Origin of the sequence: Oceanicella actignis (assembly GCF_900111545.1) — a bacterium.
Taxonomy (GTDB): Bacteria; Pseudomonadota; Alphaproteobacteria; order Rhodobacterales; family Rhodobacteraceae; genus Oceanicella; species Oceanicella actignis.
In genome coordinates this window covers 222,330-245,269 of sequence record NZ_FOHL01000005.1, presented here as the reverse complement: position 1 = coordinate 245,269, position 22,940 = coordinate 222,330, and the positions used below count along the sequence as shown (strand labels likewise).

General features: G+C 72.6%; 20 protein-coding genes. 9 read left to right on the top strand and 11 right to left on the bottom strand.

The features are described from left to right. The first annotated feature begins 6 nt into the window (after positions 1-6). From edd to BMW67_RS10135, 3 genes are read left to right on the top strand one after another with little or no spacing between them, the layout of a single operon-like run. Positions 7-1,812 (top strand): phosphogluconate dehydratase, encoded by a 1,806-nt coding sequence (edd, locus tag BMW67_RS10145; protein WP_072747409.1) that lies wholly within the window; start codon positions 7-9, stop codon positions 1,810-1,812. A 22-nt stretch (positions 1,813-1,834) separates the two neighbouring features. Further along, positions 1,835-3,430: a glucose-6-phosphate isomerase gene (gene pgi, locus BMW67_RS10140; protein WP_245728505.1), complete on the top strand. Its 1,596-nt coding sequence runs from the start codon at positions 1,835-1,837 to the stop codon at positions 3,428-3,430. Continuing rightward, on the top strand, positions 3,427-4,059 hold the full coding sequence (locus BMW67_RS10135; protein ID WP_072747408.1) for a bifunctional 4-hydroxy-2-oxoglutarate aldolase/2-dehydro-3-deoxy-phosphogluconate aldolase: 633 nt from the start codon (positions 3,427-3,429) through the stop codon (positions 4,057-4,059). The genes pgi and BMW67_RS10135 overlap by 4 nt, the downstream gene beginning before the upstream one ends. A 163-nt stretch (positions 4,060-4,222) precedes the next feature. On the opposite strand, the gene BMW67_RS10130 is transcribed toward BMW67_RS10135, so the two are convergent. From BMW67_RS10130 to BMW67_RS10095, 8 genes are all read right to left on the bottom strand, one after another. Then, entirely contained in the window at positions 4,223-5,716 is a 1,494-nt protein-coding gene (locus BMW67_RS10130; protein ID WP_072747443.1) for a mannitol dehydrogenase family protein, read from the bottom strand. Between the two features lie 53 nt (positions 5,717-5,769). Beyond that, the gene (locus tag BMW67_RS10125) at positions 5,770-6,780 is read right to left on the bottom strand and encodes an ABC transporter ATP-binding protein (RefSeq protein WP_072747407.1); all 1,011 of its coding nucleotides are present in this window, start codon (positions 6,778-6,780) and stop codon (positions 5,770-5,772) included. An 11-nt stretch (positions 6,781-6,791) separates the two neighbouring features. Further along, the gene (locus tag BMW67_RS10120; protein WP_072747406.1) at positions 6,792-7,622 is read right to left on the bottom strand and encodes a carbohydrate ABC transporter permease; all 831 of its coding nucleotides are present in this window, start codon (positions 7,620-7,622) and stop codon (positions 6,792-6,794) included. A 14-nt stretch (positions 7,623-7,636) separates the two neighbouring features. Further along, positions 7,637-8,503 carry a carbohydrate ABC transporter permease gene (locus BMW67_RS10115; RefSeq protein WP_072747405.1) on the bottom strand — a complete coding sequence of 289 codons (867 nt, stop codon included), beginning with the start codon at positions 8,501-8,503 and terminating at the stop codon, positions 7,637-7,639. Between the two features lie 110 nt (positions 8,504-8,613). Further along, positions 8,614-9,918: an ABC transporter substrate-binding protein gene (locus tag BMW67_RS10110; RefSeq protein ID WP_072747404.1), complete on the bottom strand. Its 1,305-nt coding sequence runs from the start codon at positions 9,916-9,918 to the stop codon at positions 8,614-8,616. Between the two features lie 101 nt (positions 9,919-10,019). Then, on the bottom strand, positions 10,020-11,051 hold the full coding sequence (locus BMW67_RS10105) for a LacI family DNA-binding transcriptional regulator (protein WP_072747403.1): 1,032 nt from the start codon (positions 11,049-11,051) through the stop codon (positions 10,020-10,022). Positions 11,052-11,183: 132 nt separating this feature from the next. Next, the gene (locus BMW67_RS10100; RefSeq protein ID WP_072747402.1) at positions 11,184-12,374 is read right to left on the bottom strand and encodes an NnrS family protein; all 1,191 of its coding nucleotides are present in this window, start codon (positions 12,372-12,374) and stop codon (positions 11,184-11,186) included. 47 nt (positions 12,375-12,421) lie between these two features. Continuing rightward, positions 12,422-12,907, bottom strand: coding sequence for a group III truncated hemoglobin (locus BMW67_RS10095; RefSeq protein ID WP_245728504.1), 486 nt, complete (start codon positions 12,905-12,907; stop codon positions 12,422-12,424). A gap of 54 nt (positions 12,908-12,961) precedes the next feature. Between BMW67_RS10095 and BMW67_RS10090 the strand changes: the two genes are divergently transcribed. Next, positions 12,962-13,483: an RrF2 family transcriptional regulator gene (locus BMW67_RS10090; protein ID WP_083581303.1), complete on the top strand. Its 522-nt coding sequence runs from the start codon at positions 12,962-12,964 to the stop codon at positions 13,481-13,483. Here BMW67_RS10090 and BMW67_RS10085 read toward each other — a convergent pair. Together BMW67_RS10085 and BMW67_RS16025 are read right to left on the bottom strand one after the other, a co-directional pair. Beyond that, positions 13,383-13,886 (bottom strand): cytochrome b, encoded by a 504-nt coding sequence (locus BMW67_RS10085; protein ID WP_072747401.1) that lies wholly within the window; start codon positions 13,884-13,886, stop codon positions 13,383-13,385. The two genes, BMW67_RS10090 and BMW67_RS10085, sit on opposite strands and share 101 nt — an antisense overlap. 301 nt (positions 13,887-14,187) lie before the next feature. Further along, complete coding sequence (locus BMW67_RS16025) at positions 14,188-15,609, bottom strand: tail fiber protein (RefSeq protein ID WP_072747400.1); 1,422 nt, start codon at positions 15,607-15,609, stop codon at positions 14,188-14,190. Between the two features lie 308 nt (positions 15,610-15,917). Between BMW67_RS16025 and BMW67_RS10065 the strand changes: the two genes are divergently transcribed. The 5 genes from BMW67_RS10065 to BMW67_RS10045 are packed head-to-tail and all read left to right on the top strand — an operon-like array spanning position 15,918 to position 20,299. Further along, entirely contained in the window at positions 15,918-16,409 is a 492-nt protein-coding gene (locus BMW67_RS10065; RefSeq protein WP_072747441.1) for a fasciclin domain-containing protein, read from the top strand. Between the two features lie 23 nt (positions 16,410-16,432). Then, positions 16,433-17,956, top strand: a complete 1,524-nt coding sequence (locus BMW67_RS10060; RefSeq protein ID WP_072747399.1) for an FAD-binding domain-containing protein — start codon at positions 16,433-16,435, stop codon at positions 17,954-17,956. 2 nt (positions 17,957-17,958) lie between these two features. Next, complete coding sequence (locus BMW67_RS10055; protein ID WP_072747398.1) at positions 17,959-18,111, top strand: DUF2256 domain-containing protein; 153 nt, start codon at positions 17,959-17,961, stop codon at positions 18,109-18,111. After that, positions 18,108-18,773 carry an SDR family NAD(P)-dependent oxidoreductase gene (locus tag BMW67_RS10050; RefSeq protein WP_072747397.1) on the top strand — a complete coding sequence of 222 codons (666 nt, stop codon included), beginning with the start codon at positions 18,108-18,110 and terminating at the stop codon, positions 18,771-18,773. The genes BMW67_RS10055 and BMW67_RS10050 overlap by 4 nt, the downstream gene beginning before the upstream one ends. After that, positions 18,767-20,299, top strand: a complete 1,533-nt coding sequence (locus BMW67_RS10045; RefSeq protein WP_072747396.1) for a cryptochrome/photolyase family protein — start codon at positions 18,767-18,769, stop codon at positions 20,297-20,299. The genes BMW67_RS10050 and BMW67_RS10045 overlap by 7 nt, the downstream gene beginning before the upstream one ends. A 246-nt stretch (positions 20,300-20,545) precedes the next feature. On the opposite strand, the gene BMW67_RS10040 is transcribed toward BMW67_RS10045, so the two are convergent. After that, positions 20,546-22,939, bottom strand: coding sequence for a YbcC family protein (locus tag BMW67_RS10040; protein ID WP_083581301.1), 2,394 nt, complete (start codon positions 22,937-22,939; stop codon positions 20,546-20,548). Position 22,940 lies beyond the last annotated feature (1 nt).

The following is a 22,940-nucleotide window of genomic DNA, read 5'->3' as shown; positions in this document are numbered from 1 at the left end:
GTCGCCATGAACCCCACCATCGAAGCGGTCACGGCGCGCATCCGCGCCCGCTCGGCCCAAAGCCGCGCGGCCTATCTCGAGCGCTGCCGCCGCGCCGCCGAACAGGGCCCCGGACGCGCGCATCTGTCCTGCGGCAACCTGGCCCATGCGGCCGCCGCGGCGGGCGAGGACAAGCCCCGCGTCATCAAGCCCGACATCCCGGTGATCGGGATCGTGACGGCCTACAACGACATGCTTTCGGCCCATCAGCCCTTCGAGCGCTTCCCCGCCGTCATCAAGCGCGCCGCGCACGAGGCCGGCGCCGCCGCCCTGGTGGCCGGAGGCGTTCCGGCCATGTGCGACGGCGTCACCCAGGGCCGGCCCGGCATGGAGCTGAGCCTGTTCTCGCGCGACGTCATCGCCATGGCCTCGGCCGTGGCGCTGAGCCATGACTGCTTCGACGCCGCCATGTTCCTTGGCGTGTGCGACAAGATCGTGCCGGGCATGGTCATCGCCGCCGCCGCCTTCGGGCATCTGCCGGCCGTCTTCGCCCCGGCCGGCCCCATGCCCTCGGGCCTGCCGAACGAGGAAAAGGCCCGCATCCGCCGCCTCTTCGCCGCCGGCGAGATCGACCGCGACGCGCTGCTGCGCGCCGAGATGGCCTCGTATCACGGGCCGGGCACCTGCACCTTCTACGGCACCGCCAACACCAACCAGATGCTCATGGAGTTCATGGGCCTGCACCTGCCCGGCGCCAGCTTCGTCAACCCCGGCGATCCGCTGCGCGACGCCCTGACCGCCGAGGCCGCGCGCCGCGCCCTGGCCATCACGGCCCGCGGCGAAGAGTTCACCCCCGCCTGCGAGATCCTCGACGAGCGCGCCTTCGTCAACGCCATGGTCGGGCTGAACGCGACCGGCGGCTCGACCAATCTGGCGATCCACCTCGTCGCCATGGCGCGGGCGGCCGGCGTGCAGATCGACTGGGCCGACATGGCCGAGATCTCGGCCGTCACGCCGCTGCTGGCGCGGGTCTATCCCAACGGGCTGGCGGATGTGAACCATTTCCACGCCGCGGGCGGGCTGGCCCTCGTGATCGGCGAGCTGCTCGAGGCGGGCCTTCTGCACGAGGACGTCAAGACCATCGCCGGCCCCGGGCTGCGCCGCTACACCTTCGAGCCCAAGCTGCGCGACGGCGCGGTCGTGTGGCAGGAGGGGCCGACGCAAAGCGGCGCCGAGGGCATCCTGCGCCCGGCATCCGCGCCGTTCCAGCCCAGCGGCGGGCTGAAGCTGCTCGAGGGGAACCTGGGGCGCTCGGTGATCAAGATCTCGGCCGTCAACCCCGAGCACCGCGTCATCGAGGCGCCCGTGCGCGTCTTCCACGACCAGGAATCGGTCAAGGCCGCCTTCAAGGCCGGCGAGCTGGACCGCGACGTGGTGGTGGTCGTGCGCTTCCAGGGGCCGCGGGCCAACGGCATGCCCGAGCTGCACGCGCTGACGCCGGCGCTGTCGATCCTGCTCGAGCGCGGCCATCGCGTGGCGCTGGTGACCGACGGGCGCATGTCGGGCGCCTCGGGCAAGGTTCCGGCCGCGATCCATCTGAGCCCCGAGGCCGCCGCTGGCGGTCCCATCGCCCGTCTGCGCGACGGCGACGTGGTGCGCCTTGACGCCGAGGCCGGGGTGCTGAAGGTTCTGGGCGACGAGGCCCGGTTCCTGACCCGCCCGCCCGCCGAGGCCGATCTGTCCGCGAACGCGGCCGGAACCGGACGCGAGCTGTTCGCGGCCTTCCGCGCGGCGGTCGGTCCGGCCGAAACCGGCGCCGCGGTCGTGATCTGACGCAAGCCGAAGGAGACAAGCCTTGACCGCGCCCGACATCGCCAAGGCCTGGGACGAGGTCCGCGCCCACGCCCGACGCCTGCGCGCCACGACCCTGCGCCGCCTGTTCGAGACCGATCCCGACCGCTTCTCGCGCCTGTCCGCGCGGCTCGACGACCTGACGATCGACTTCTCGCGCGAGAAGCTGGACGCCCCCGCGCTCGAGGCGCTGATCGCCCTGGCGCGCGCCGCCGGGGTGGCGGCGCGCCGCGACGCCATGGCGGCCGGCGCGCCGGTCAACGTCACCGAGGGGCGCGCGGCGCTGCACATGGCGCTGCGCGGCTCGGTCCCCGCGCCCCGCGGCGACGACCCCGCGGCGACGCTGGCGCGGTTTCTGGACTTCGCCGAAGCGGTGCGCCAGGGCCGCGTCGTGGGCGCGGGCGGCCCGTTCACGCATGTCGTCAACATCGGCATCGGCGGCTCGGATCTGGGCCCGGCCATGGCGGCGCGCGCGCTGGCGCCCGACATCGACGGCCCGCGGCTGCGCTTCGTGTCGAACGTGGACGGGGCCGACTTCGCCGAGGCGGTCGCCGACCTCGACCCCGCGCGCACGCTGGTCATCGTCTCGTCCAAGACCTTCGGCACGCTCGAGACGCTGGCCAATGCGCGCCTTGCGCGCGACTGGCTGGGCCCCTGCGCGGCGGGACAGATGGCGGCGGCCTCGGCCAATGTGGAAGCCTGCGCGCGCTTCGGCATCCCGGCCGAGCGGGTGTTCGGCTTCTGGGACTGGGTCGGCGGGCGCTATTCGGTGTGGTCCGCCATCGGCCTGCCGCTGGCCATCGGCATCGGCGCGCAACGCTTTCGCGCCTTTCTCGACGGCGCGGCGGCCATGGACAGGCACTTCCTGACCGCGCCGGCCGAGCGCAACCTGCCCCTGCTGCTGGGGCTGATCGGGGTGTGGCGGCGCAACGCCATGGGCTGGCCGACGGTCGCGCTCATTCCCTACGATCACCGGCTGGCGCGCTTTCCGGCCTATGTCCAGCAGCTGGACATGGAATCGAACGGCAAGCGCGTGACGCTGCAAGGCGACCCCTGCCCCATGGCGACCTCGCCGGTGATCTGGGGCGAGCCGGGGACCAACGCCCAGCACTCGTTCTTCCAGCTGCTGCACCAGGGAACCGACGTGGTTCCGGTGGACTTCATCGCCGCCGCCCTGCCCCGCGCGGCCGATCCGGGCCATCACGACATGCTGCTGGCCAACTGCCTTGCGCAGGCGCGCGCGCTGGCCTTCGGCCGCACCGAGGCCGAGGCCGCCGCGCACATGGCCGCCGCCGGCGAGACGCCCGAGCGCATCGCGCGCCTTGCCCCGCACCGCACCTTTCCGGGCGACCGGCCCTCGACCACCATCCTGCACCGGCAGCTCGACCCCTTCGCGCTGGGCCGCCTGATCGCGCTGTTCGAGCACCGCGCCTTCGTGCAGGGGGTCATCTGGAACGTAAACTCGTTCGACCAGTGGGGGGTCGAGCTGGGCAAGGAGACCGCCGGCGGCCTGATCGAGGCCATCCGCACCGGCCAGGCGCGCGGCGCCGACCAGGCGACGCGCGAACTTCTCAACATCGTCAAGGAGCTGCGCCGATGAACGCAGAAGATGTCTGCCGCCTTGCGCCGGTCATTCCGGTGCTGACCGTCGCCGATGCGCGCACCGCCGGGCCGCTGGCGCGGGCGTTGACCGCGGGCGGCCTTTACGCGCTCGAGGTCACGCTGCGCACGCCCGCCGCGCTCGACGCCATCCGCGCCATGGCGCAAGAGGCCCCCGACGCGGTGGTCGGCGCGGGCACGCTGACCGAGCCGGCGCATGTCGAGGCGGCGCTGGCGGCCGGCGCGCGCTTCGGCGTCTCGCCCGGCGCGACGCCGGCGCTGCTCGAGGCGGCGCGCGCCGCCGGGCTGCCGCTGCTGCCGGGCGTGGCGACGCCCTCCGAGGCCATGGCGGCGATGGAGCGCGGCTACCGCACGCTCAAGTTCTTCCCCGCCGAGGTCAATGGCGGCGTCGCGGCGCTGCGCGCCTGGTCCGGGCCGCTGGCCGAGCTGCGCTTCTGTCCCACGGGCGGCATTTCGCGCGCGAACGCGCCGGATTACCTGGCGCTGGGGAACGTTCTGTGCGTGGGCGGCTCGTGGATCGCGCCGCCCGAGCTGATCGCGGCCGAGGACTGGGAACAGATCACGCGCCTCGCTGCCGAAGCCGCCGCGCTGCGCCCGCGCGCCCGCTGAGGGCGTAGCGGCGCAAGCCCCTTCAGGCCCGCGCAACGCCGACCTTGCGCCCCTTGCAAGGCCCGCCGCCGCGCGCCCGGCATCGATGACGCTTGCCCGGCGCCGGCGGACGCTTGCCCGGCGCCGGCGGACGCTTGCCCGCGCCGGCGCGCCGGGCCGCGCCTCAGGCGGCGGGCGCGGCGCCTTGCTGGGCGTGGATGCGCAGCGCTTCGGCCGTTCCGCGCGCCCAGATCAGGTCGAGCCAGCGCGCGAAGGCCTCGGCGAAGCGCGGCGCCTCGGCCAGATCGCCATAGATGCGCCGCTGCTCGAGCCAGGCCGCCGACCGCTCGCGCGCGGCCTGCGCGGCGGTCTGGAGCTGGTCCCAGATGGGATCGTTCGGCGCGATCGCCGAGCCGTCTTCGCGCACGCCCGCGCACATGCGCGCCCACAGCGCCTCGACCAGGCTCAGCCCCTCGACGGGGGCGCCCGCGGCCAGCGCCTCGCGCAGGATCGGCAGCACGAAGGCGGGGTGGCGCGAGGCGCCGTCATGGGCCACCCGCCGCGTCGAGTCGCGGATCGCCGGGTTGGCGAAGCGCCGCTCGATCAGCCGCGCGTAATCCTGCGCCGAGGTTCCGGGCACGTCCGGGGCGTGGGGGCAGATCTCTTCCATCTCGACCCGGCGGAACATGGCCCCGATCAGCGGATGAGCCATGCAGTCGGCGATGGTGGCCAGCCCCAGCAGCTCGCCGGCATTGGCCAGAACCTGGTGGCCGGCGTTCAGAACGCGGATCTTGAGCAGCTCGTAATCATGCACCGCGTCGGAAAAGATGACGCCGACGCGCTCGAGCTCGGGGCGGCCGGCGCAGAAACGGTCCTCGATCACCCACTGGCGGTAGTTCTCGTGGGTGACGGGGGCCGCGTCCTCGACGCCCAGCCGCCGCGCCAGCGCCAGCTCGTCGGGGCCGGTGGCGGGCACGATGCAGTCGACCATCGAGTTCGGGAACGCCCCCTCGGCCTCGATCCAGTCGGCCAGCGCCGGGTCGCTCATCCGCGCCAGCCCCGTCACCGCCCGGCGCGCGGCGGCGCCGTTGCCCTGAAGGTTGTCGCAGCTCATCACCGTGAACGGCGCGAGGCCCTGCGCGCGCCGGCGCGCCATGGCGGCGACGATGGCGCCGAAGACCGTGCGCGGACGCGCCGGGTCGGCCGCGTCGCGGCGGATGTCGGGATGGGCGGCGTCGAAGCCGCCCGCGGGATCGACGAAATACCCGCCCTCGGTGACCGTCAGCGAGACGATGCGGATGGCCGGGTCGGACATGGCCGCGATGAGCGGCGCCGAATCCTCGGCCGGGGGCGCGAAGCCGATCATCGGCCCGATGACCTCGGCCGCCGGCCCCTCGGGGCGCAGCTCGATCAGCGTGGTCAGCCAGTCCTGCGCCGACAGGCGCGCGCGCATGGCCTCGTCCTGCGGGCGCACGCCGGCGCCGATCACCGCCCAGTCCTGCGCAAGCCCCTGCTGCATGAGGCGGTGCAGATGCCAGCCCTGATGGGCGCGGTGGAAATTGCCCACCCCCACATGCACGATCCCCGCGCGCAGCGCCGCGCGATCGTAGCGCGGACGCCCGACATGGGACGGCAGATGCGGCAGGGCGGCCTGCGACAGCTTGACGGGCGCGTTCATGCTCATGGTCCTTTCGTCGGCGGGCCTTTCTTCGGCGGGCGCAAGCGGGGCGGTCATGCGATGCGCAGCCCTTCCGCGTCGAAGCGATGGATGGCGTCCTCGCGCGGGGTCAGCCAGACGCGGTCGCCATGGGCGCAGGGGGTCTCGCCGCTGACGCGCACGGTGATCGTCTCGGCCAGGCCCGTCTCGTGCACATGCACGAAGGTGTCCGAACCCAGATGCTCGGCCACGCCGACCACGCCCTCCCAGGCGCCCGGCGCCGGCTCGCGCGACAGGGCGATGTCCTCGGGACGCACGCCGATGGCGAAGGCGCCGCGGCGCCCGGCCTCTTCGCCCTCGATGAAGTTCATGCGCGGCGAGCCGATGAACCCCGCCACGAAGCGGTTGCGCGGGGCGCGGTACAGCTCGAGCGGGCTGCCCGCCTGCTCGATCCGGCCGGCCTGGAGCACGACGATCTTGTCGGCCATGGTCATGGCCTCGACCTGGTCATGGGTGACGTAGATCATCGTCGTGCGCAGGCGCTTGTGCAGCTCGGAGATCTCGAGCCGCATCCCCACGCGCAGCGCGGCGTCGAGGTTCGACAGCGGCTCGTCGAACAGGAAGGCGGCCGGCTCGCGCACGATGGCGCGGCCGATGGCCACGCGCTGGCGCTGGCCGCCCGACAGCTGGCCCGGGCGCCGGTCCAGATAGTCGGTCAGGTTCAGCGCCGCCGCCGCCGACTGCACGCGGCGCTCGATCTCGGCCTTGTCCAGCCCGGCCATGCGCAGCGGAAAGGCGATGTTCTTGCGCACCGTCATGTGCGGATAAAGGGCGTAGGACTGGAACACCATCGCCAGCCCGCGACGCGCGGGCGCCATCTGGGTGGCGTCGGCGTCGTCGATCAGAATGCGCCCGCCGCTGACGTCCTCGAGCCCGGCGATCAGCCGCAGCAGCGTGGACTTGCCGCAGCCCGAGGGCCCGACGAAGACCGCGAATTCGCCATCCTCGATCTCGAGATCGAGCGCAGGGATGACCTCGGCGTCGCCGAAGCGCTTGGCGACCTGTTCAAGAACGATGCGTCCCATGGGTTCCTCCCTTACTTGACGGCGCCGAAGGTCAGGCCGCGCACCAGCTGCTTCTGGCTAAACCAGCCAAGGATCAGGATCGGCGCGATGGCCATGGTCGAGGCGGCCGAGAGCTTGGCGTAGAACAGCCCTTCGGGGCTGGAATAGCTTGCGATGAAGGCGGTGAGCGGCGCGGCGTTCGCCGCGGTCAGGTTCAGCGTCCAGAACGCCTCGTTCCAGGCGAGGATGACGTTCAGCAGCACCGTCGAGGCGATGCCCGGCAGGGCCATGGGCGCGAGGACGTAGAGGATCTCGGCGCGCAGATCGGCGCCGTCCATGCGCGCGGCCTCGAGGATGTCGACCGGGATCTCGCGGAAATAGGTGTAGAGCATCCAGACGATGATCGGCAGGTTGATGAGCATGATCACCACCGTCAGCCCCGCCCGCGTGTCCAGAAGGCCAAGCTCGATGAAGATCAGGTAGATCGGGTAGAGCACCCCCACCGCCGGCAGCATCTTGGTCGAGAGCATCCACAGCAGGATGTCCTTGGTCCGCTTCGAGGGCACGAAGGCCATGGACCAGGCCGCCGGAACCGCGATCAGCACACCCAGAAGGGTCGAGGCGCCCGAGATGACGATCGAGTTCCACAGGAAGCGCATGTAGTCGGACCGCTCCTGCACCGCCGCGTAGTTCTCGAGCGTCCAGTCGAAGTTCAGGAACAAGGGCGGATCGGCGATGGCCTGCGCCTCGGTCTTGAAGCTGGTCAGGATGGTCCACAGGATGGGAAAGAAGATCAGCAGCCCGGCCGTCCAGGCGGCCACGGTGAGCAGAGCCTTGCGCCGGGGCGAATGTTCGCGCGCCATGTCCGTGTCCTCCCTCAGGCGTCCAGGTTCTTGCCGACGATCCGCATCAGGAAGATCGCGACGATGTTGGCCAGGATGATCGCATAGACGCCGCCCGCCGAGCCGAGCCCGACATTCTGGCTCTCCAGCACGCGCTGATAGATCAGGTAGGTCAGCGTCCGCGTGCCGAACGAGCCCTGGGTCGTGACGAAGATCTCGGCGAAGACCGACAGCAGGAAGATCGTCTGGATCAGGATCACCACCGTCACCGCCCGCGACAGATGCGGCAGGATGATGTGAACGAAGCGCGACAGAGGGCCGGCGCCGTCCATCTCGGCGGCCTCGAGCTGCTCGCGGTCCAGCGACTGGATGGCGGTCAGCAGGATCAGCGTCGCGAAGGGCAGCCACTGCCAGCTGACGATCAGCACGATCGAGGGCAGCGAGGCTTCGCTCATCCACGCCAGCGGCTCGGCCCCGAACAGGCGCCACAGATGGGCGAACAGGCCGTTCACCGGGTCCATGAACATGTTCTTCCACACCAGCGCCGAAACCGTGGGCATGACGAAGAAGGGCGCGATCACCAGCACCCGCACCACGCCCTGCCCCCAGATCGGCTGGTCCAGCAGCAGCGCCAGCAGCACGCCCAGCGCCACCGTCGCCGCCAGCACGCCGCCGACGATCACGAGCGTGGCCTGGATGCTGGGCCAGAAGGCGCTGGAACTGACGAAACGCACGTAGTTGTCGAAGCCGGCCCAGCCCAGGTCGCCCCCCCGCATCGGCAGGTAGCGCCGGAACGAGAACCAGAGCGTCATGGTCAGCGGAACCAGCATCCAGCCAAGCAGCAGCACAACGGCCGGAGCCATCATCATGCGGGCCGCAGCCCGCGAGCGTCGCGTCGCCATCGGGGTGTCCTCCTCGGGGCCCTGGGGGGCCGCCCGCGGATCCGTCGCATGCGGATCTCGCGCCTTGCGCGGACGGGGGCGGACGCGCCGCCCCCGCGCATGTCATGCGGTCAGCGGTAGCCCGCCGCCTCCATCGCGTCCTCGGTCAGGGCCTGCGCCTTGGCCAGCGCCTCTTCGGCGGTCTGCTGCCCGGCGAGGGCGGCCGAGAACTCCTGCCCGACCTCGGTCGCGATGCCCGCGAATTCCGGGATCGCCACGAACTGCACGCCGACATACGGAACCGGCTTGACGGTCGGGTGCAGCGGATCGGCCGAATTGATGCTCTTGAGCGTCATCTCGGCGAAGGGCGTCTTGGCGTATTCGGGATTGGCGTAGAGCGAGGCGCGGGTGCCCGGCGGCACGTTCGGCCAGCCCTCCTTCTGCGCGACCAGCTCGAGATACGCCTTCGAGGTGGCCCACTCGATGAACTGACGCGCCGCGGCCTCCTTCTTGGTGCCGGTCGGGATCGCCAGCGCCCAGGCCCAGAGCCAGTTGCTGCGCTTGCCCAGCCCCGCATCGGGCGCCAGCGCGAAGCCGACCTTGTCGGCCACGGTCGACTCCTTGGGGTTGGTCACGAACGAGGCCGCCACCGTGGCGTCGATCCACATGCCGCACTTGCCCTGCTGGAACAGCGACAGGTTCTCGTTGAAGCCGTTGGCCGAGGCGCCCGGAGGGCCGGCTTCGTTCATCAGGTCGAGATAGAAGGTCAGCGTCTGCTTCCACTCGGGCGTGTCGAACTGGGGGCGCCACTCCATGTCGAACCAGCGCGCGCCGAACGAGTTGGACATGGCGGTCAGGAAGGCCATGTTCTCGCCCCAGCCGGCCTTGCCGCGCAGGCAGATGCCGTAGATGCCGTTCTCGCGATCGGTCATCTTGCGCGCGGCCTCGGCGACGAAGTCCCAGCTCGGGGCCTCGGGCATGGTCAGGCCGGCGGCCTCCATCAGGTCCTTGCGATACATGATCATCGAGGACTCGCCGTAGAACGGCGCGGCATACAGCGTGCCGTCCACCGACAGGCCGTTGCGGATGGCGGGCAGGATGTCGTCGACGTCATATTCGGCCGACAGGTCGTTCAGCGGCGCCAGCCAGCCGTTGCGGGCCCAGATCGGCGTCTCGTACATGCCGATGGTCATGATGTCGAACTGGCCGCCCTTGGTCGAGATGTCCGTGGTCACGCGCTGACGCAGCACGTTCTCCTCGAGCGTGACCCACTCGACCTTGTGACCCGTCTTGGCCGTGAAGTCGTCGGTCAGGCCCTGCATGCGGATCATGTCGCCGTTGTTGACGGTGGCGATGGTCAGCGTTTCGGCCATCGCGCCGCCGGCCGCGAACAGCGACAGGGCCGCCGCCGCGCAAGCTGCTTTCCGAAGGTGCATCCGTTCCTCCCTGGCTTGGATGTGCAGATCAGGGTTAGCGCAAACGGAGCCTCGCGCATAGCAAAATTTTACGCGCGTAAATTTTCAGCGCGCATCAAGCCTCAAGCCGACGCGCGCTCGACCAGCCGGCCGCCGAACAGCGCGACCTCGCGGGACGCGGCGCGCGAATCGTCGCGAATCAGGCTCAGAAGCGTCTCGGCGCTCTTGCGCGCGATGGCCTCGTAATCCTGCGCCACGGTCGTCAGCCGCGGACAGGTGTAGCGGGCGAAGGGATGGTCGTCATGCCCGGCGACGCGCAGCGCACAGCCCGGCCCGCGCCCCACCCGCAGCCCCTTTTCGTAAGCCGCCGCCAGAAAGCCGATGGCGAGGCGGTCGTTGCTGCACAGCACCGTGTCCGTCGGCAGGCGCCGGCGCGCGATCGCCTCGAGCCCGCCGCGAAAGCCGATTTCCTCGAAATCCCAGCCGGTTCCCTCGGCGCGCACATACATCGGCTCAAGCCCGCGCCGGGTCATGGCGCGGGCATAGGCCTCGCGCCGCTTGAGCGCGTTGGGGTTCGAGGGATCGCGCATCTCGAAAAAGGCGGGCGGCTCGCCCGTGTCGCACAGCCGATCCACGATCAGCCCCACGCTCTGGTCGTTGTCCGACCCCACGAAGGCCTCGCCCGCCCCCTCGACCGAGCAGTCGAAAAGAACCGTGGTCACCTCTTCGCAAAAGGCGCGCACGCGCTCGGCGTCCGAGCGCCGCCCCAGCGGCGCCAGCAGCACGCCGGCGGGGCGGATGTCGCGCAGGCTGTCCAGGTTCTCGAGCTCCTGCGCCGGGTCGCCATGCGAGCTGAGCAGGATCGGCCGATAGCCCGCGGCGATGACCACCGCCTCGACATGGCGCGCCATCTCGGCGAAGAACGGGTCGGCCAGGTAAGGCACGAGAATGCCTATGTTCCTGGTCTGCTTGCGGTTCTGGTTCAGCGCATAGATGTTCGGCCGATAGCCGAAGCGCTCGATCGCCGCCTCGATCCGCGCGCGGGTCGATTTGCGCACGCTGGCGGGGTCGTTGAAGTATTTCGACAGAGTCGGGCGCGAGATGCCGCTGACCGCGGCGAACTCCTCCATGGTGCGGATCTTCAAATCGCTCATCTGTCGTCGCCCATCGCGCGCATTCCTCGTCCCGCCGCCAAAGCGGCGAGCATCGCGGCGGCGCGCCAAATGCGCAAGACCGCCCGCCCGAAGATTACTTGTCGCGCGTAAAGTTTTCCACCCACCCGCGCGTCACGCCGCCGCGGCGTCGGGGCGCGGGCGCGTCAGGATGGGCCAGAAAATGATCGCGAACCCCGCGAAGGCCGCGATCCACGCCCCCGCCGCAAGATGCAGCAGCCACGCCTGCTCGGGCGCCAGACCGCCCGCCAGCCGCGCCGCGACCGCGACGATGACGGCCCAGTAGAGGGCGGCGACGGGCCGCCCGGCATGCAGCGGGCGCCCGCCATGGCCAAGGCTGGCGCGCGTCATCACCGCCAGCGTCATCAGCCCCACCGCGCCGGCCATCCACACATGCTGCGCGGCGGCCATGGCCTGCGGCGCCGCGATCCCGGCGGCCATCGCCGCGAAGCCCAGGGGCACGAAGGCATAGGCCGCGTGCAGCACCCACACCAGCGCCTCGGCCCGGCAGCGCGCCCCGCGCCAGCGCGACATGCGCCACAGATGCGCCGCGCCCGCCGCCGCCAACGCCGCCGCCGTCGCCTGCGCATCGGGCGCCGCCGTCCACGCGCCCAGCGCCAGCGCCGCCAGCGACAGCGCGACGGCGTCTCCCCGCCCCATGGGCGCGGGCAGCCGCGACTCGCCCCGGCGCACGAGCCAGTTGCGCGTGAAGCTGGGCACGATGCGCCCGCCGATCAGCGCAATCAGCATCACCGCCGCCGCAAGCCCCAGGCGCAGGCCCGGCCCCTGCGCGGGAAAGCCCCCGCGCGCCGCCTCGAGGTGAAACAGCGCGTTGCCCGCCGCCCACAGCCCCAGCAGCGCCAGCACCGGCAGGTTGCGCCAGTTGCGGCCGGCCAGGATCTCGCGCGCCAGAAAGACCAGCAGCGCCGCGCCCAGCGACAGATCCGCCGCCGCCGCGAGCGCCGCGGGCGCGCCCAGCGCCATCGCCGCCCGCCCCGCCAGCCACAGCCCGGCCAGCGCCGCCAACGGCCAGCCCGTCACCGGCAGCCGCCCCGTCCAGTTCGGAACGGCCGTCAGCAGAAAGCCCGCCATCACCGCGCCCAGATAGCCGAACATCATCTCATGCGCGTGCCACGAGACCGGATCGAGGCCGATGGGCAGCGGCTCGCGCCCCGTCAGCATCGCCACCCACAGCGCCATCGCCAGCGCCGCCCAGATCCCCGCCGACAGGAAAAAGGGCCGAAACCCGTAGCTGAGGACCGCGGGCCCCTTCCAGGCGCGCATGCGCGCCGCCGAACCGCTCATTCTCTCGCCTCCATCCAGACGCGCCCGGCCGCGGGCGCGCGCATCGCTCACAGCCGCGGCGCCGCGCCGGCCGGGCGCCCGGCGTCCTCGATCGCCATGTGCAGCGAGCGGGCGATCCGCTCGGCCCGCTCGACGACGAAGGCCGCGCCCTCGGGCGGGCAGGTCTCGGCCGCCGTCTCGCGGAACAGCTCGAGCCAGCGCGCGAAATGCGCCCAGCGCGCGCCCAGCCCCATGTGGCGCGGAACCGGCGCGCCATGATAGCGGCCGGTCATCAGCGCGACCGAGGACCAGAAATCCACCATCCGCGCCAGGTGCGGCTCCCAGTCCGAGATGCGCGCCGCGAAGATCGGCCCGAGCTCGGGGTCCGCGCGGACCTTGTCGTAGAAGCGGCGCACCAACGCCTCGATGCGGGCCTCGTCCAGCCCGGTGCGCGCCATCAGCGCGCGCGTCTGCGCCGGGCGGGCCGAGCGGACCGGCGGAAGGGGGGCGTCCTGCGCCATGGCGTGCTCCTTCGATTCCAAGGCTTGCGCCATGTCGTATTCCGGTGAATAAGCATCTTCAATACCTATTTTGCCGCAAGGAGCGTTATGCGCCTGACCGCCTTCACCGATTACGGATTGCGCATGCTCATGCGCATGGCCGCCGCGCCCGAACGCGCCTTCTCGACCGCCGAGCTGGCCGAGGAGCTGGGCCTTTCGCGCCATCACCTGACCAAGATCATGCAGCGCCTGGCGCGCGGCGGGGTGGTCGTCACGCGGCGCGGCGCGGGGGGCGGGGCGACGCTGGCCCGCCCCGCGGCCGAGATATCCCTGGGCGCGGCGGTGCGGCTTCTGGAAGAGGGGCAGCCCCTGGTCGCGTGCCTCGCCCGAGGGGGCGAGGGCTGCGCGCTGGACGGGCGCTGCCGGCTCAAGAGCCGCCTGCGCGCCGCCGAGGCGGCCTTCCTGGCCGAGCTGGACCGCGCCACCCTGGCCGACGTGGCCTTGCCCTCGGCCCCCGCGCGTCCCGCGCTCAGCGCGCGCGATCGGGCCGGAACATCCGCGCCGCAACGCCCGAACGCAGCCACAGGCCGTGATAAAGCGCGCCCGCCACATGCAGAGCGACGGCGATGAGCAGCACGGGCTTGAGCGCCTCGCCATGGATCTCGCCCGCAAGGCGCAGCCCACCGAACCAGGCCGCCGCGCCCGTGACCGGCAGCGCGATCATCAGCGCATGGAGCGCGACATGCGTCGCGCGCGCCAGCGCCCGCGCAAGCCGCGGCTCGTCGGCGGGCGGCGGCGGCGCGCCGCGGCGCGCGCGCAGTGACAGGCGCCAGAGGGCGAGCGCCAGAACCGCCAGCCCCGCGATCACATGCGTCAGCACGCCCGCGTCGGGCCCTGAATAGGCGCCCTCGCGCAACGCGCGCAGGGCGGCGAGCATGGAGTCGTGACTGACGAAGGCGGCGACCAGCGCCGCGGCGCCGATCCAGTGCAGGGTGATCTGGGCGGGGCTGCAACCCTTGGGGGCTCGGGTCATGGATGCGCTCCTTCTTCACGGCTGCCGGCGCAGGCGCGCCGCTTGCCCGCCTTCAACGCGCATCGCCCCCGTCTCCGTCGCCGCGCCTGGCGAGAGGCCCATCGGCAAGCGGCTTCGGCGCGCGCAACGGGCGCCCGCCAGACCGCACCCGGCGCAATGCATGACCCGGCCCCGCCTGCGCCCGCGACCGCAGGGCGCGGGCCGGGGCCGAACCGACCGCACGGCGCCCGCCTGGCGCTCGGCCTCGCCGACGGCGCGCGGACATGGCGCACCGCGGGACGGCGGCGCCGGCGATCCCCTCTCAGCGCCCGGCGGCCGCGCCGCGCCGCCGGCGGGCGGCCGCGCCCAGCCCGCCCAGCGCCGTCAGGCCGGCCAGCAGCGCCGGCAGCGCCGACGGCAGCGGGACGGCGCTGGGCGGGTCGGGCAGCGTGATCGCATGGGAATGGGGCGCCAGGTGAGCCGCCGTCAGGGTCAGGCTCTCCTGCCCGGAAACCCGGCCCAGAGGATTGTCACCGCCCGGCCAGGGATCCGCGCCGATCGGCGTTCTTCCGCGCAGGTCGGGCAGCGCGAAAGTGGTGCGGCCATCGCCGCCGTAAATGGTCCCGATGACCGAAAACAGGTGCGGATACAAGCCGATCGACAGCAGCCGTCCATCCGCCGGCGCCCAGACGCCCGCGTCCCAGAACGACGGCGACGGCCCGCCGAAAAGGGCGATCTCGCCCAGATAGTTCTCGTAGCCCGAGGACGCCAAGTCCCCGGTGGGGAATGCCCCCCACAGCGCGATGCCGTAGAGCAGGTCGAGCGTCGGCTGCCCGAGCGACGCCTCGGCCCCCGCACCGGCCTCGCCGACGGCGCCCGCGCTCGAGTCGTGCGCGTGGGCGGGCAGGATGTCGGCCGTGGCGGGGATGACCTCGTCGCCCGCCTTCGCGCCCACCTGGGACGGAGCCGCCGCGCCCCTGGCCGCGCGCCCGCGCAGATCGGGCAAGGCGAAGGTGGTGCGCCCGTCGCCCCCATGCGCCACGCCGTAGAGCGAGAACAGCGCCGGATTGTCCGACACCCTCAACTCGGCGCCGTCGGCATCGGCGAAGCCGGCCTGATCGCCCAAGGCGGCCGAGATGTTGACCATCCCGATGCTGGGGGTGGAATAGTCGGTCGGCCCTTGCCCATAGACCCCCTGAAGCGCGACATCCATGTTCAGCGCCAGGCTTGGCATCATGTTCGAGATGGCGCCCCCGCCGCCCGAGGCCGCGACCTCGCCGCCGTCGAAGGGATGCGCATGTCGCGGCATGGTCGCTTCGGTCATGGTCGCGGTCTCGGCCCCGACCGTCTCGCCCAGAAAGCGCGGCGTCAGACCGGGCCCCGCCCCGGCGCCGATGATCGTGCGCCCCCGCAGATCGGGCAGCGCGAAGGAGGCCTCTCCATCGCCGCCATAGGTCGTCCCAAGCCGTGAGAACAGCGCAGGGTTCTGCGCGATGGGCAGCAGCTGCCCGTCCGCGCGCGCGTAGCCCTGCGGCACGACCGAGCCTGCGAACCACTTGATCTGCCCGAGGTCCTCGAAAGCGCCTTCGGTGCGGATCAACGGCGTCAGCGCCAGCCGCGGCTGGGCGATGGCGAAGGGGGCGCCGGCGCCGGCGGTTTCCGTCTCGATGGCGAAAGCCTGCGCGCCCGGCGCCCAGAGAAAGGCGGCCGCCGCCAGACCCGTCGCCGCAATCTTCGTCCGCATCTTATTATCTCCCCCAGCCTGGCAGCGCCGCAATATCGGGCCATTCCACCATCCGGGGAGATGAACGGTCAAAGGAATAATCCGGCAAGGCGGCGCGCGGGGCCCGAACGCGCCGCCGCGCCGCGGCGCTTTCGCCCCGGCCCCGCCAGGCGGGACGCGCCCGCACGACGCCCCCGCCGGGCGCACCCGCGGGGCATGATCGGCGCATTTGTGATCCGGCGCGCGCCCCGCCGCGTAACCAGGATACAATCACCCAACGGAGGTTCCCGATGACCCGCATTCCCCGCATGGCCGCCACCGCCTTCTCGATGACCCTTGCCGCCGCGGCCCTGACCGCGACCGGGGGCCTCGGCCTTGGTCCGCAACCCGCCCTCGCCGGCGCGCACATGAAGAAGGACATCGTCGACACCGCCGTAGCGGCAGGCAGCTTCAAGACCCTGGTCGCCGCCGTGCAGGCCTCGGGCCTGGTCGAGACGCTCAAGGGCGAGGGCCCCTTCACCGTCTTCGCGCCTACCGACGACGCCTTCGCCAAACTGCCCGCCGGCACGCTGGACGAGCTGCTCAAGCCCGAGAACAAGGACAAGCTGACCGCGATCCTCACCTACCATGTGGTCCCCGGCAAGGTGATGTCCTCGGACCTCAAGAACGGGATGAAGGCCAGGACCGTGCAGGGCCAGGAGGTGACCATCACCCTGTCCGAGCCGCCGATGGTCGACGGCGCGCGCATCGTCAAGCCCGACATCGAGACCTCGAACGGCGTCATCCACGTGATCGACGCGGTCATCCTGCCGGCCGAGTGACGCTCGGCAAGGGAGCAGGTCGCATGGCTGGGCGAACCTCGCTTCAGGTCGTGTGGTTCAAGCGCGACCTGCGCGCAAGCGACAACACGGCGCTTGCGCGCGCCGCCCGACATGGACCGGTCCTGCCGCTTTATATCGTGGAGCCGGCGCTCTGGCGGCGCGAGGATGCCTCGGGCCGCCAGTTTGCATTCCTTGCCGAGTGCCTCAAAGATCTGTCGCGCGCGCTCGCGCGGCTCGGCCAGCGCCTCGTCATCCGTGTGGGCGAGGCGGTCGCCGTTCTCGAGGACATCCGCTTGCGTCACGGCATCGCCGGGCTCTGGTCGCATCAGGAAACCGGCCATCTGGCAAGCTTCGCCCGCGACCGGGCCGTTGCATCCTGGGCGCGCGCGCACGCGATCCCCTGGTACGAGTTCCCGCAGGACGGCGTCGTGCGCCGGCTGGCCTCGCGCGACGGCTGGGCAGAGCGCTGGGAGGCGGCGATGTCGGCTCCGGTCGTTCCGGCGCCGCAGGCTCTCGCGCCGCTCGGCGCCGTGCGCTCCGACCCGCTGCCCGCCGCCGCCGATCTGGGATTGTCCCCCGACCCGTGCCCTGCCCGCCAGCGCGGCGGGCGCGCGCATGGCCTTGCCGCGCTCGACGCTTTTCTCGCCACGCGGGCCGAGCGCTACCGGCGTGGCATGTCGAGCCCGCTCACCGCGCCCGATGCCTGCTCGCGCCTCTCGGCCCATCTGGCCTTCGGCACGCTTTCGCTGCGCGAGGTCGCGCAGGCCGCCCGCGCCGCGCGCGAGCGCGCCCGCACGGACGGGCAACCGGGCCGGGCCGCAGGGCTCGCGGCTTTCGACAAGCGGCTGCACTGGCGCAGCCACTTCATGCAGAAGCTCGAGGATGCGCCCGATCTCGAGGCGCGCGCCATGCACCCCGCGCTCGACGACCTGCGCCCGCGCACGCCCGACCGCGCCCGGCTCGAGGCCTGGATGCGCGGCGAGACGGGCCTGCCCTTTCTCGATGCCTGCATGCGCGCGCTCATCGCGACGGGCTGGATCAATTTCCGCATGCGGGCGATGCTGACGGCGGTGGCGAGCTATCATCTCTGGCTCGACTGGCGCGCGACGGGGCGCCACCTGGCGCGGCTCTTCACCGATTACGAACCGGGCATCCACTGGCCGCAGATTCAGATGCAGTCCGGGGTGACCGGCATCAACGCGCTGCGCATTTACAATCCCGTGAAGCAGGGCCGCGATCATGACCCGCAAGGGCGGTTCATTCGCCGATGGGCGCCCGAGCTCGCCGCGGTTCCCGACGCCTTCCTGCATGAACCGTGGCGCTGGGCGGGCGCCGGGCGCGTCATCGGCCGGGACTATCCCCCGCCGATCGTCGATCTCGCCACGGCGGCGCGCGAGGCCCGTGCGAGAATGGCCGAGGCGCGGCGCAGCGAAGGGTTCCGCGAGGCCAAGGCGCTGGTGCTCGCGCGTCATGGCAGCCGGCGCGGCGCGCGCCCCCGGCGCGGCGGCGGTGGTGGCGACCATCGGCAAATGGCGCTGGATCTGTGACGATGAAAATGCGGCGAAAGGAAGATCTGCCGGTCAAGACCTGCGCCCGGTGCGGGCGCCCCTTCGCCTGGCGCAGGAAATGGGCCCGCGACTGGGAGGCCGTGCGCTACTGCTCGGCCGCCTGCCGCCGCGCAAGACGGGAGACTGAAAAATGACTGAACGCGCTCTCGTCATCGGGGCTTCGGGCGGCATCGGCGCCGCCCTCGCCGAAGAGTTCGCCCGCCGGGGCTACGCCGTCGCCGCGCTGTCGCGACGCGCCGACGGGCTTGATGTCGCCGACCCGGCGTCGGTCGAGCGCGTGCTGGGCGCGACGCAAGGCCCCTTTGCGCGCGTCGTCGTGGCGACGGGCATTCTCGCCCCCGAAGGCGGGCGGCCCGAAAAGAGCCTGGCCGAGATCGACGCGGCCGCCATGGCACGGGTGTTCGCCGTCAACGCCATCGGCCCGGCGCTGATCCTGCGGCGCCTGCCGCGCCTTCTGCCCCGCGATGCGCCAGCCGTTGCGGCGGTGCTGACGGCGCGGGTGGGCTCGATCGGCGACAACCGGCTGGGCGGCTGGTATTCCTACCGCGCCTCGAAGGCGGCCGCCAACCAGATCGTGCATACCGCCGCCATCGAACTGGCGCGCAGCCACCGGCAGGCGGCGCTGGTGGCGCTGCATCCGGGCACCGTGGACACGCCCTTCACCGCCGCCTATCGCGGGCGCGACAAGCTGCCTCCCGCCGAAGCCGCGCGCCGCCTCGCCGAGGTCATGGACGGCCTCGCTCCGGCGCAGTCGGGCGGCTTTTTCGATTACGCAGGCCGGCCCGTTCCATGGTAGCGCCGCGGCTCGTCCTCGTTCTCGGCGATCAGCTGACCCAGTCCGTCGCCGCGCTGCGCGCCGCCGACCGGGGCCGCGACCTCGTGGTGATGGCCGAGGCCATGGACGAGGCCACCTACGCGCCCCATCACCCCCAGAAGATCGCGCTCTTCTTCGCCGCCATGCGCAAATTCGCCGCGCGCCTTGCGGCCGCGGGCTGGCGCGTGGCCTACAGCAGGCTGGACGATCCCGACAACGCCGGCTCGATCCCGGCCGAGCTGTTGCGCCGCGCCGAAGAGTCCGGCGCCGTGGAGGTCATCGCCACCGCGCCCGGCGACTGGCGGCTGCGCGCGGCGCTCGAGGCCGCGCCGCTGAGGCTGCGCATGCTGGAGGACGACCGCTTCATCTGTTCGGCGCGCGACTTCGCGGCCTGGGCCAAGGGGCGCAAGACGCTGCGGATGGAGTGGTTCTACCGCGAGATGCGCCGCAGGACGGGGCTGTTGATGGAGGGCGACGCCCCCGCCGGCGGGCGGTGGAATTTCGACGCCGAGAACCGCAAGCCGCCGAAGGCGGGCCTCGGCTTTACCGACCCGCCCGCCTTCGCCCCCGATCGGACCGTGCGCGAGGCGCTCGATCTGGTCGCGGACCGCTTCGGCGCGCATTTCGGCGATCCCGAACCCTTCGCCTGGCCCACCGACCGCGACGAGGCGCTGACGCTGCTGGCCCATTTCCTGCGCCACGCCCTGCCCCGCTTCGGCGACTTTCAGGATGCCATGGCGACCGGCGCGCCGGCGATGTTCCACTCGCTGCTCTCGCCCGCGCTGAACCTTGGCCTTCTCTTGCCGCTCGAGGTCTGCCGCGCGGCCGAGGCCGAATGGCGCGCGGGCCGGGCGCCGCTGAACGCGGTCGAGGGCTTCATCCGGCAGATCCTCGGCTGGCGCGAGTTCATCCGCGGGGTCTGGTCCCTGGAAGGCCCGGACTACATGCGCCGCAACGCGCTGGGCCATCGCCGCAAGCTGCCCGCCCTTTATTGGGGCGCGCCGACGCGGATGCGCTGCATGGCCGAGGTCGTCGGCCAGACCCGTCGGCTTGCCTACGCCCATCACATCCAGCGGCTGATGGTCTCCGGCAATTTCGCGCTGCTCTCCGGGGTCGATCCGGCCGAGGTGCATCGCTGGTATCTGTCGGTCTATGCCGATGCCGTGGAATGGGTCGAGGCGCCGAACACGCTGGGCATGAGCCAGTTCGCCGATGGCGGAGCGGTGGCGTCCAAGCCCTATGTCTCGTCGGGCGCCTACATAAACCGGATGTCGGACTACTGCCGCGGTTGCGCGTATGACGTGAAGGCACGGACCGGCCCGAGTGCCTGCCCCTTCAACCTGCTCTACTGGCATTTTCTCGACCGCCACCGCGACCGCTTCGCCGCGAACCCGCGCATGGGGCCGATCTATCGCGGCTGGGACGGGCGCGACAGTGCCGCCCGGACGCGGGTGCTGGCCGAGGCCGAGGCGTTCCTCGCCCGGCTCGATGCGGGCGAGACGGTCTGAGCGCCGAGGCGTCCCGAAGGGCGGCCGCGGGCGGAGCGAACGCCGCGCCGCCCGCCTCGCGCCCTTCGCTTTCCGCCGGACCGGGGACGGACCGCGCCCGGGGCCGGGCGCCGCCGCCCACACGGCGACCTCGCGCGCCCTGCCGGGCGCCTGTCCGTGGCCGCGGCGCCCCCGGCCCCGCGCGGGGCGGCCGCCCTTCGCCGGCGCCTTCGCCGCCCCGCGCGGAGCGGGCCCGGCGCGCAGGCGTCAGGCCGCCGCCGCGACGGGCGCTTCGGCCCGCCAGCCGCCGCCGGGACGGTAGCGCGCGGCGACGCGCCCATCCTCGAGCTGCATCAGGTGCAGCCATCCGTTGTCGAACAGCGCCGCAACCTGCGGATGGCGCGCGAGGACGTCCGAAATCGCCTCGCGCGGCGCCTCGACCAGGACCGTCAGGCGCAGCGGCTCATGCGCCAGGCGCTCGCCGTCATGCACCGCCTGCCAGGGCAGCCCGGCGCGCAACCTGCCGCCATTGCCCTCGACCACGCCTATGCCGCCGACCACGTTGTGGATCAGCTTGTTCCCGGCGCCGAAGACCTCGGGCGCCACGGCCGAGGCGTAGTATTGCAGGCTGATCCAGCCGGCCACCACCACCGGCGCGGTCAGGATCAGCTCGAGCGTGGCGAAGCCCTTGTCGCCGCGCCAGTCGTAGCTGTGCAGAAACGCCCGTCCGCCAAGATCCTTTCCGGCGGTCGCCGCGCGCGGGGCGGCGATGAAGGCGGCGCAGCCGGCAAGGCCCCATTCGGGCCGCACCTCGGCCCAGTCGCGGGCGCGCGCGGCGAGCGTGTCGGGCGTCGCGCCCGGCAGACGCAGCGCGCGCTCGGCGCGCACCTGCCGGCCGGCGGCGGCGAGCCAGCCGCGCGCGCGCCCGATCTCGGCGGCGTGCGCGGCGGCCCTTGCGGCGGGAAGATCGGACTCGAACAGGATCGCCTCGTCGGTCGTCGTCTCGTGCAGGGCCGCCAGGAACAGCGTGTCGTCCGGCAGCTCGACCCCATGGGCGGGCAGATGCGCGCGCGTCTCGGGATCGTTCAGCAGCCCCGCCAGCAGCCGCGCCGAGACCGCGCCGTCATGCCCCCCGCAGGCGCCGCAGCGATAGGCGCTTTCATGCGGGTTGTTGGTCATCCGGGCCCCATGGCCCACCAGCAGCACCAGCCGCGCGAAGCCCTTCGTCAACCCCATGGCCGCCAGCGCGGACGCCGCCGCCTTCGCCCGCGCCGCCGGGTCGGGCGCGGGATCGAGGCGGGGGGCGGGTTCCAAACCGCCGTCCTTCGCCGCCCGGCCGAAGGCGCCCGCCAGCAGCTTGCCGCCATAGGCCGGCCCCGCCGCCTCGACGAAGGCGAAGGACGAGACCGCCGCCTGCCGGAACCGCCCCCAGGCGCGGATGGCGCGGGCCTTGATGCGGGCCGCGCGCTCGCGCGGCTCGGGCGCGCGGGCGACGCTTGAAAGCGTGGGCCGCAGCAGCGCGGGAAGGCGCGCCTCGACCACGTCCGAGGCATGGGGCAGATGCGCGACGGGCAGGCCGAAGAACCCCGCGCAGCCGATCGTCTCGATGCCGGGCGCCTGCGATTCGAGCGCGCGGCGGAACGGCTCGGAGCGCACGTCGATGCAAAACGCCGCCTGCAGCGCCGGCCGCGCCGGGCTGGCGGGCGCGGCGCCGCCGAGCCGCGCCGCCAGGCGGCGCTGGAAGGCGCGCTCGGCCGCGTCCTGGAGGATCCAGTCGATCACGTCCTCGATCGACGGCGCCGTCGGCGCGGCATGGGCGACCGCCGCCGCGCGCCAGCGCTCGGCCAGGTCCGGATGACGCGCCAGCAGCGCCTCTTCCCAGGTCAGCCGGATGGCCAGCAGCCCCGCCAGGGTGCGGTCGGTTCCGCCTTCCTGCTCGGCCCGCCACAACAGCCAACGCGCATGCTGCGCCCAGCCGCCAAGATCCATCAGCAGGCGATGGAACGCGGTCTCGGCCGCCGCCTCGTCAAGCTCGAGCGCGTCGGCGGCGCGGCAGATGGCGCGCTCGGGCGTGTCCGGCGCGGCCGAGACATGGGCGCAAAAGCCCGCAAGCCCGGCGATCTCGGGGGTCAGGTCGCGCGCCGCCCAGCCGCGCCACGAGGCCCAGGCGTCGGCGCCGGGCGCCGGCAGCCACAGCGCCTGCCCGCGGTCGAAATGCCCCGCCGCCCACAGGCCGACGCAACGCTCGATCACGGCGGGCCAGTCCACGCCGGTCCGTTGCGCGGCCAGATCGGCCACGGTGGGGGGCGCCTCCGGCTCGGGCCGCGGCGCGCCCAGCCGCGACTTGAGCAGCCCCAGATCCGCCGGCTTGAGAGAGGACGGGCACGCGATGAGCGCCTCGACAAGATCCTCGTCGGCGATGCGCCCGGCCGCGATCTCGGCCGCGATCCGGGCGCGGGGGCCGAACAGCCGGACCCCCGCCGTCCGCGCCAGCCGCGCCGAGGCGGCGGCCGGCGTCTCGCCCGCCTGGCCCATGAAGGGATTCACCGCCACCGTAGCGTCAAGGGGGAAGGCGGGCGGAATGGCCCGCGCGGCGGCCTCGGCCGCGCCCAGGAGCGCCGACATCCGCGCCGGCGCAAAATCGGTCTGCTTCATGAACATG

Bases quoted from the DNA above. Each gene is read 5' to 3' on its own strand.
- edd (WP_072747409.1), top strand. From the start codon at position 7: ATGAACCCCACCATCGAAGCGGTCACGGCGCGCATCCGCGCCCGCTCG.
- BMW67_RS10135 (WP_072747408.1), top strand. From the start codon at position 3,427: ATGAACGCAGAAGATGTCTGCCGCCTTGCGCCGGTCATTCCGGTGCTG.
- BMW67_RS10130 (WP_072747443.1), bottom strand. From the start codon at position 5,716: ATGAACGCGCCCGTCAAGCTGTCGCAGGCCGCCCTGCCGCATCTGCCG.
- BMW67_RS10125 (WP_072747407.1), bottom strand. From the start codon at position 6,780: ATGGGACGCATCGTTCTTGAACAGGTCGCCAAGCGCTTCGGCGACGCC.
- BMW67_RS10120 (WP_072747406.1), bottom strand. From the start codon at position 7,622: ATGGCGCGCGAACATTCGCCCCGGCGCAAGGCTCTGCTCACCGTGGCC.
- BMW67_RS10115 (WP_072747405.1), bottom strand. From the start codon at position 8,503: ATGGCGACGCGACGCTCGCGGGCTGCGGCCCGCATGATGATGGCTCCG.
- BMW67_RS10110 (WP_072747404.1), bottom strand. From the start codon at position 9,918: ATGCACCTTCGGAAAGCAGCTTGCGCGGCGGCGGCCCTGTCGCTGTTC.
- BMW67_RS10105 (WP_072747403.1), bottom strand. From the start codon at position 11,051: ATGAGCGATTTGAAGATCCGCACCATGGAGGAGTTCGCCGCGGTCAGC.
- BMW67_RS10100 (WP_072747402.1), bottom strand. From the start codon at position 12,374: ATGAGCGGTTCGGCGGCGCGCATGCGCGCCTGGAAGGGGCCCGCGGTC.
- BMW67_RS10095 (WP_245728504.1), bottom strand. From the start codon at position 12,907: ATGGCGCAAGCCTTGGAATCGAAGGAGCACGCCATGGCGCAGGACGCC.
- BMW67_RS10090 (WP_083581303.1), top strand. From the start codon at position 12,962: ATGCGCCTGACCGCCTTCACCGATTACGGATTGCGCATGCTCATGCGC.
- BMW67_RS10085 (WP_072747401.1), bottom strand. From the start codon at position 13,886: ATGACCCGAGCCCCCAAGGGTTGCAGCCCCGCCCAGATCACCCTGCAC.
- BMW67_RS16025 (WP_072747400.1), bottom strand. From the start codon at position 15,609: ATGCGGACGAAGATTGCGGCGACGGGTCTGGCGGCGGCCGCCTTTCTC.
- BMW67_RS10065 (WP_072747441.1), top strand. From the start codon at position 15,918: ATGACCCTTGCCGCCGCGGCCCTGACCGCGACCGGGGGCCTCGGCCTT.
- BMW67_RS10060 (WP_072747399.1), top strand. From the start codon at position 16,433: ATGGCTGGGCGAACCTCGCTTCAGGTCGTGTGGTTCAAGCGCGACCTG.
- BMW67_RS10055 (WP_072747398.1), top strand. From the start codon at position 17,959: ATGAAAATGCGGCGAAAGGAAGATCTGCCGGTCAAGACCTGCGCCCGG.
- BMW67_RS10050 (WP_072747397.1), top strand. From the start codon at position 18,108: ATGACTGAACGCGCTCTCGTCATCGGGGCTTCGGGCGGCATCGGCGCC.
- BMW67_RS10045 (WP_072747396.1), top strand. From the start codon at position 18,767: ATGGTAGCGCCGCGGCTCGTCCTCGTTCTCGGCGATCAGCTGACCCAG.
- BMW67_RS10040 (WP_083581301.1), bottom strand. From the start codon at position 22,939: ATGTTCATGAAGCAGACCGATTTTGCGCCGGCGCGGATGTCGGCGCTC.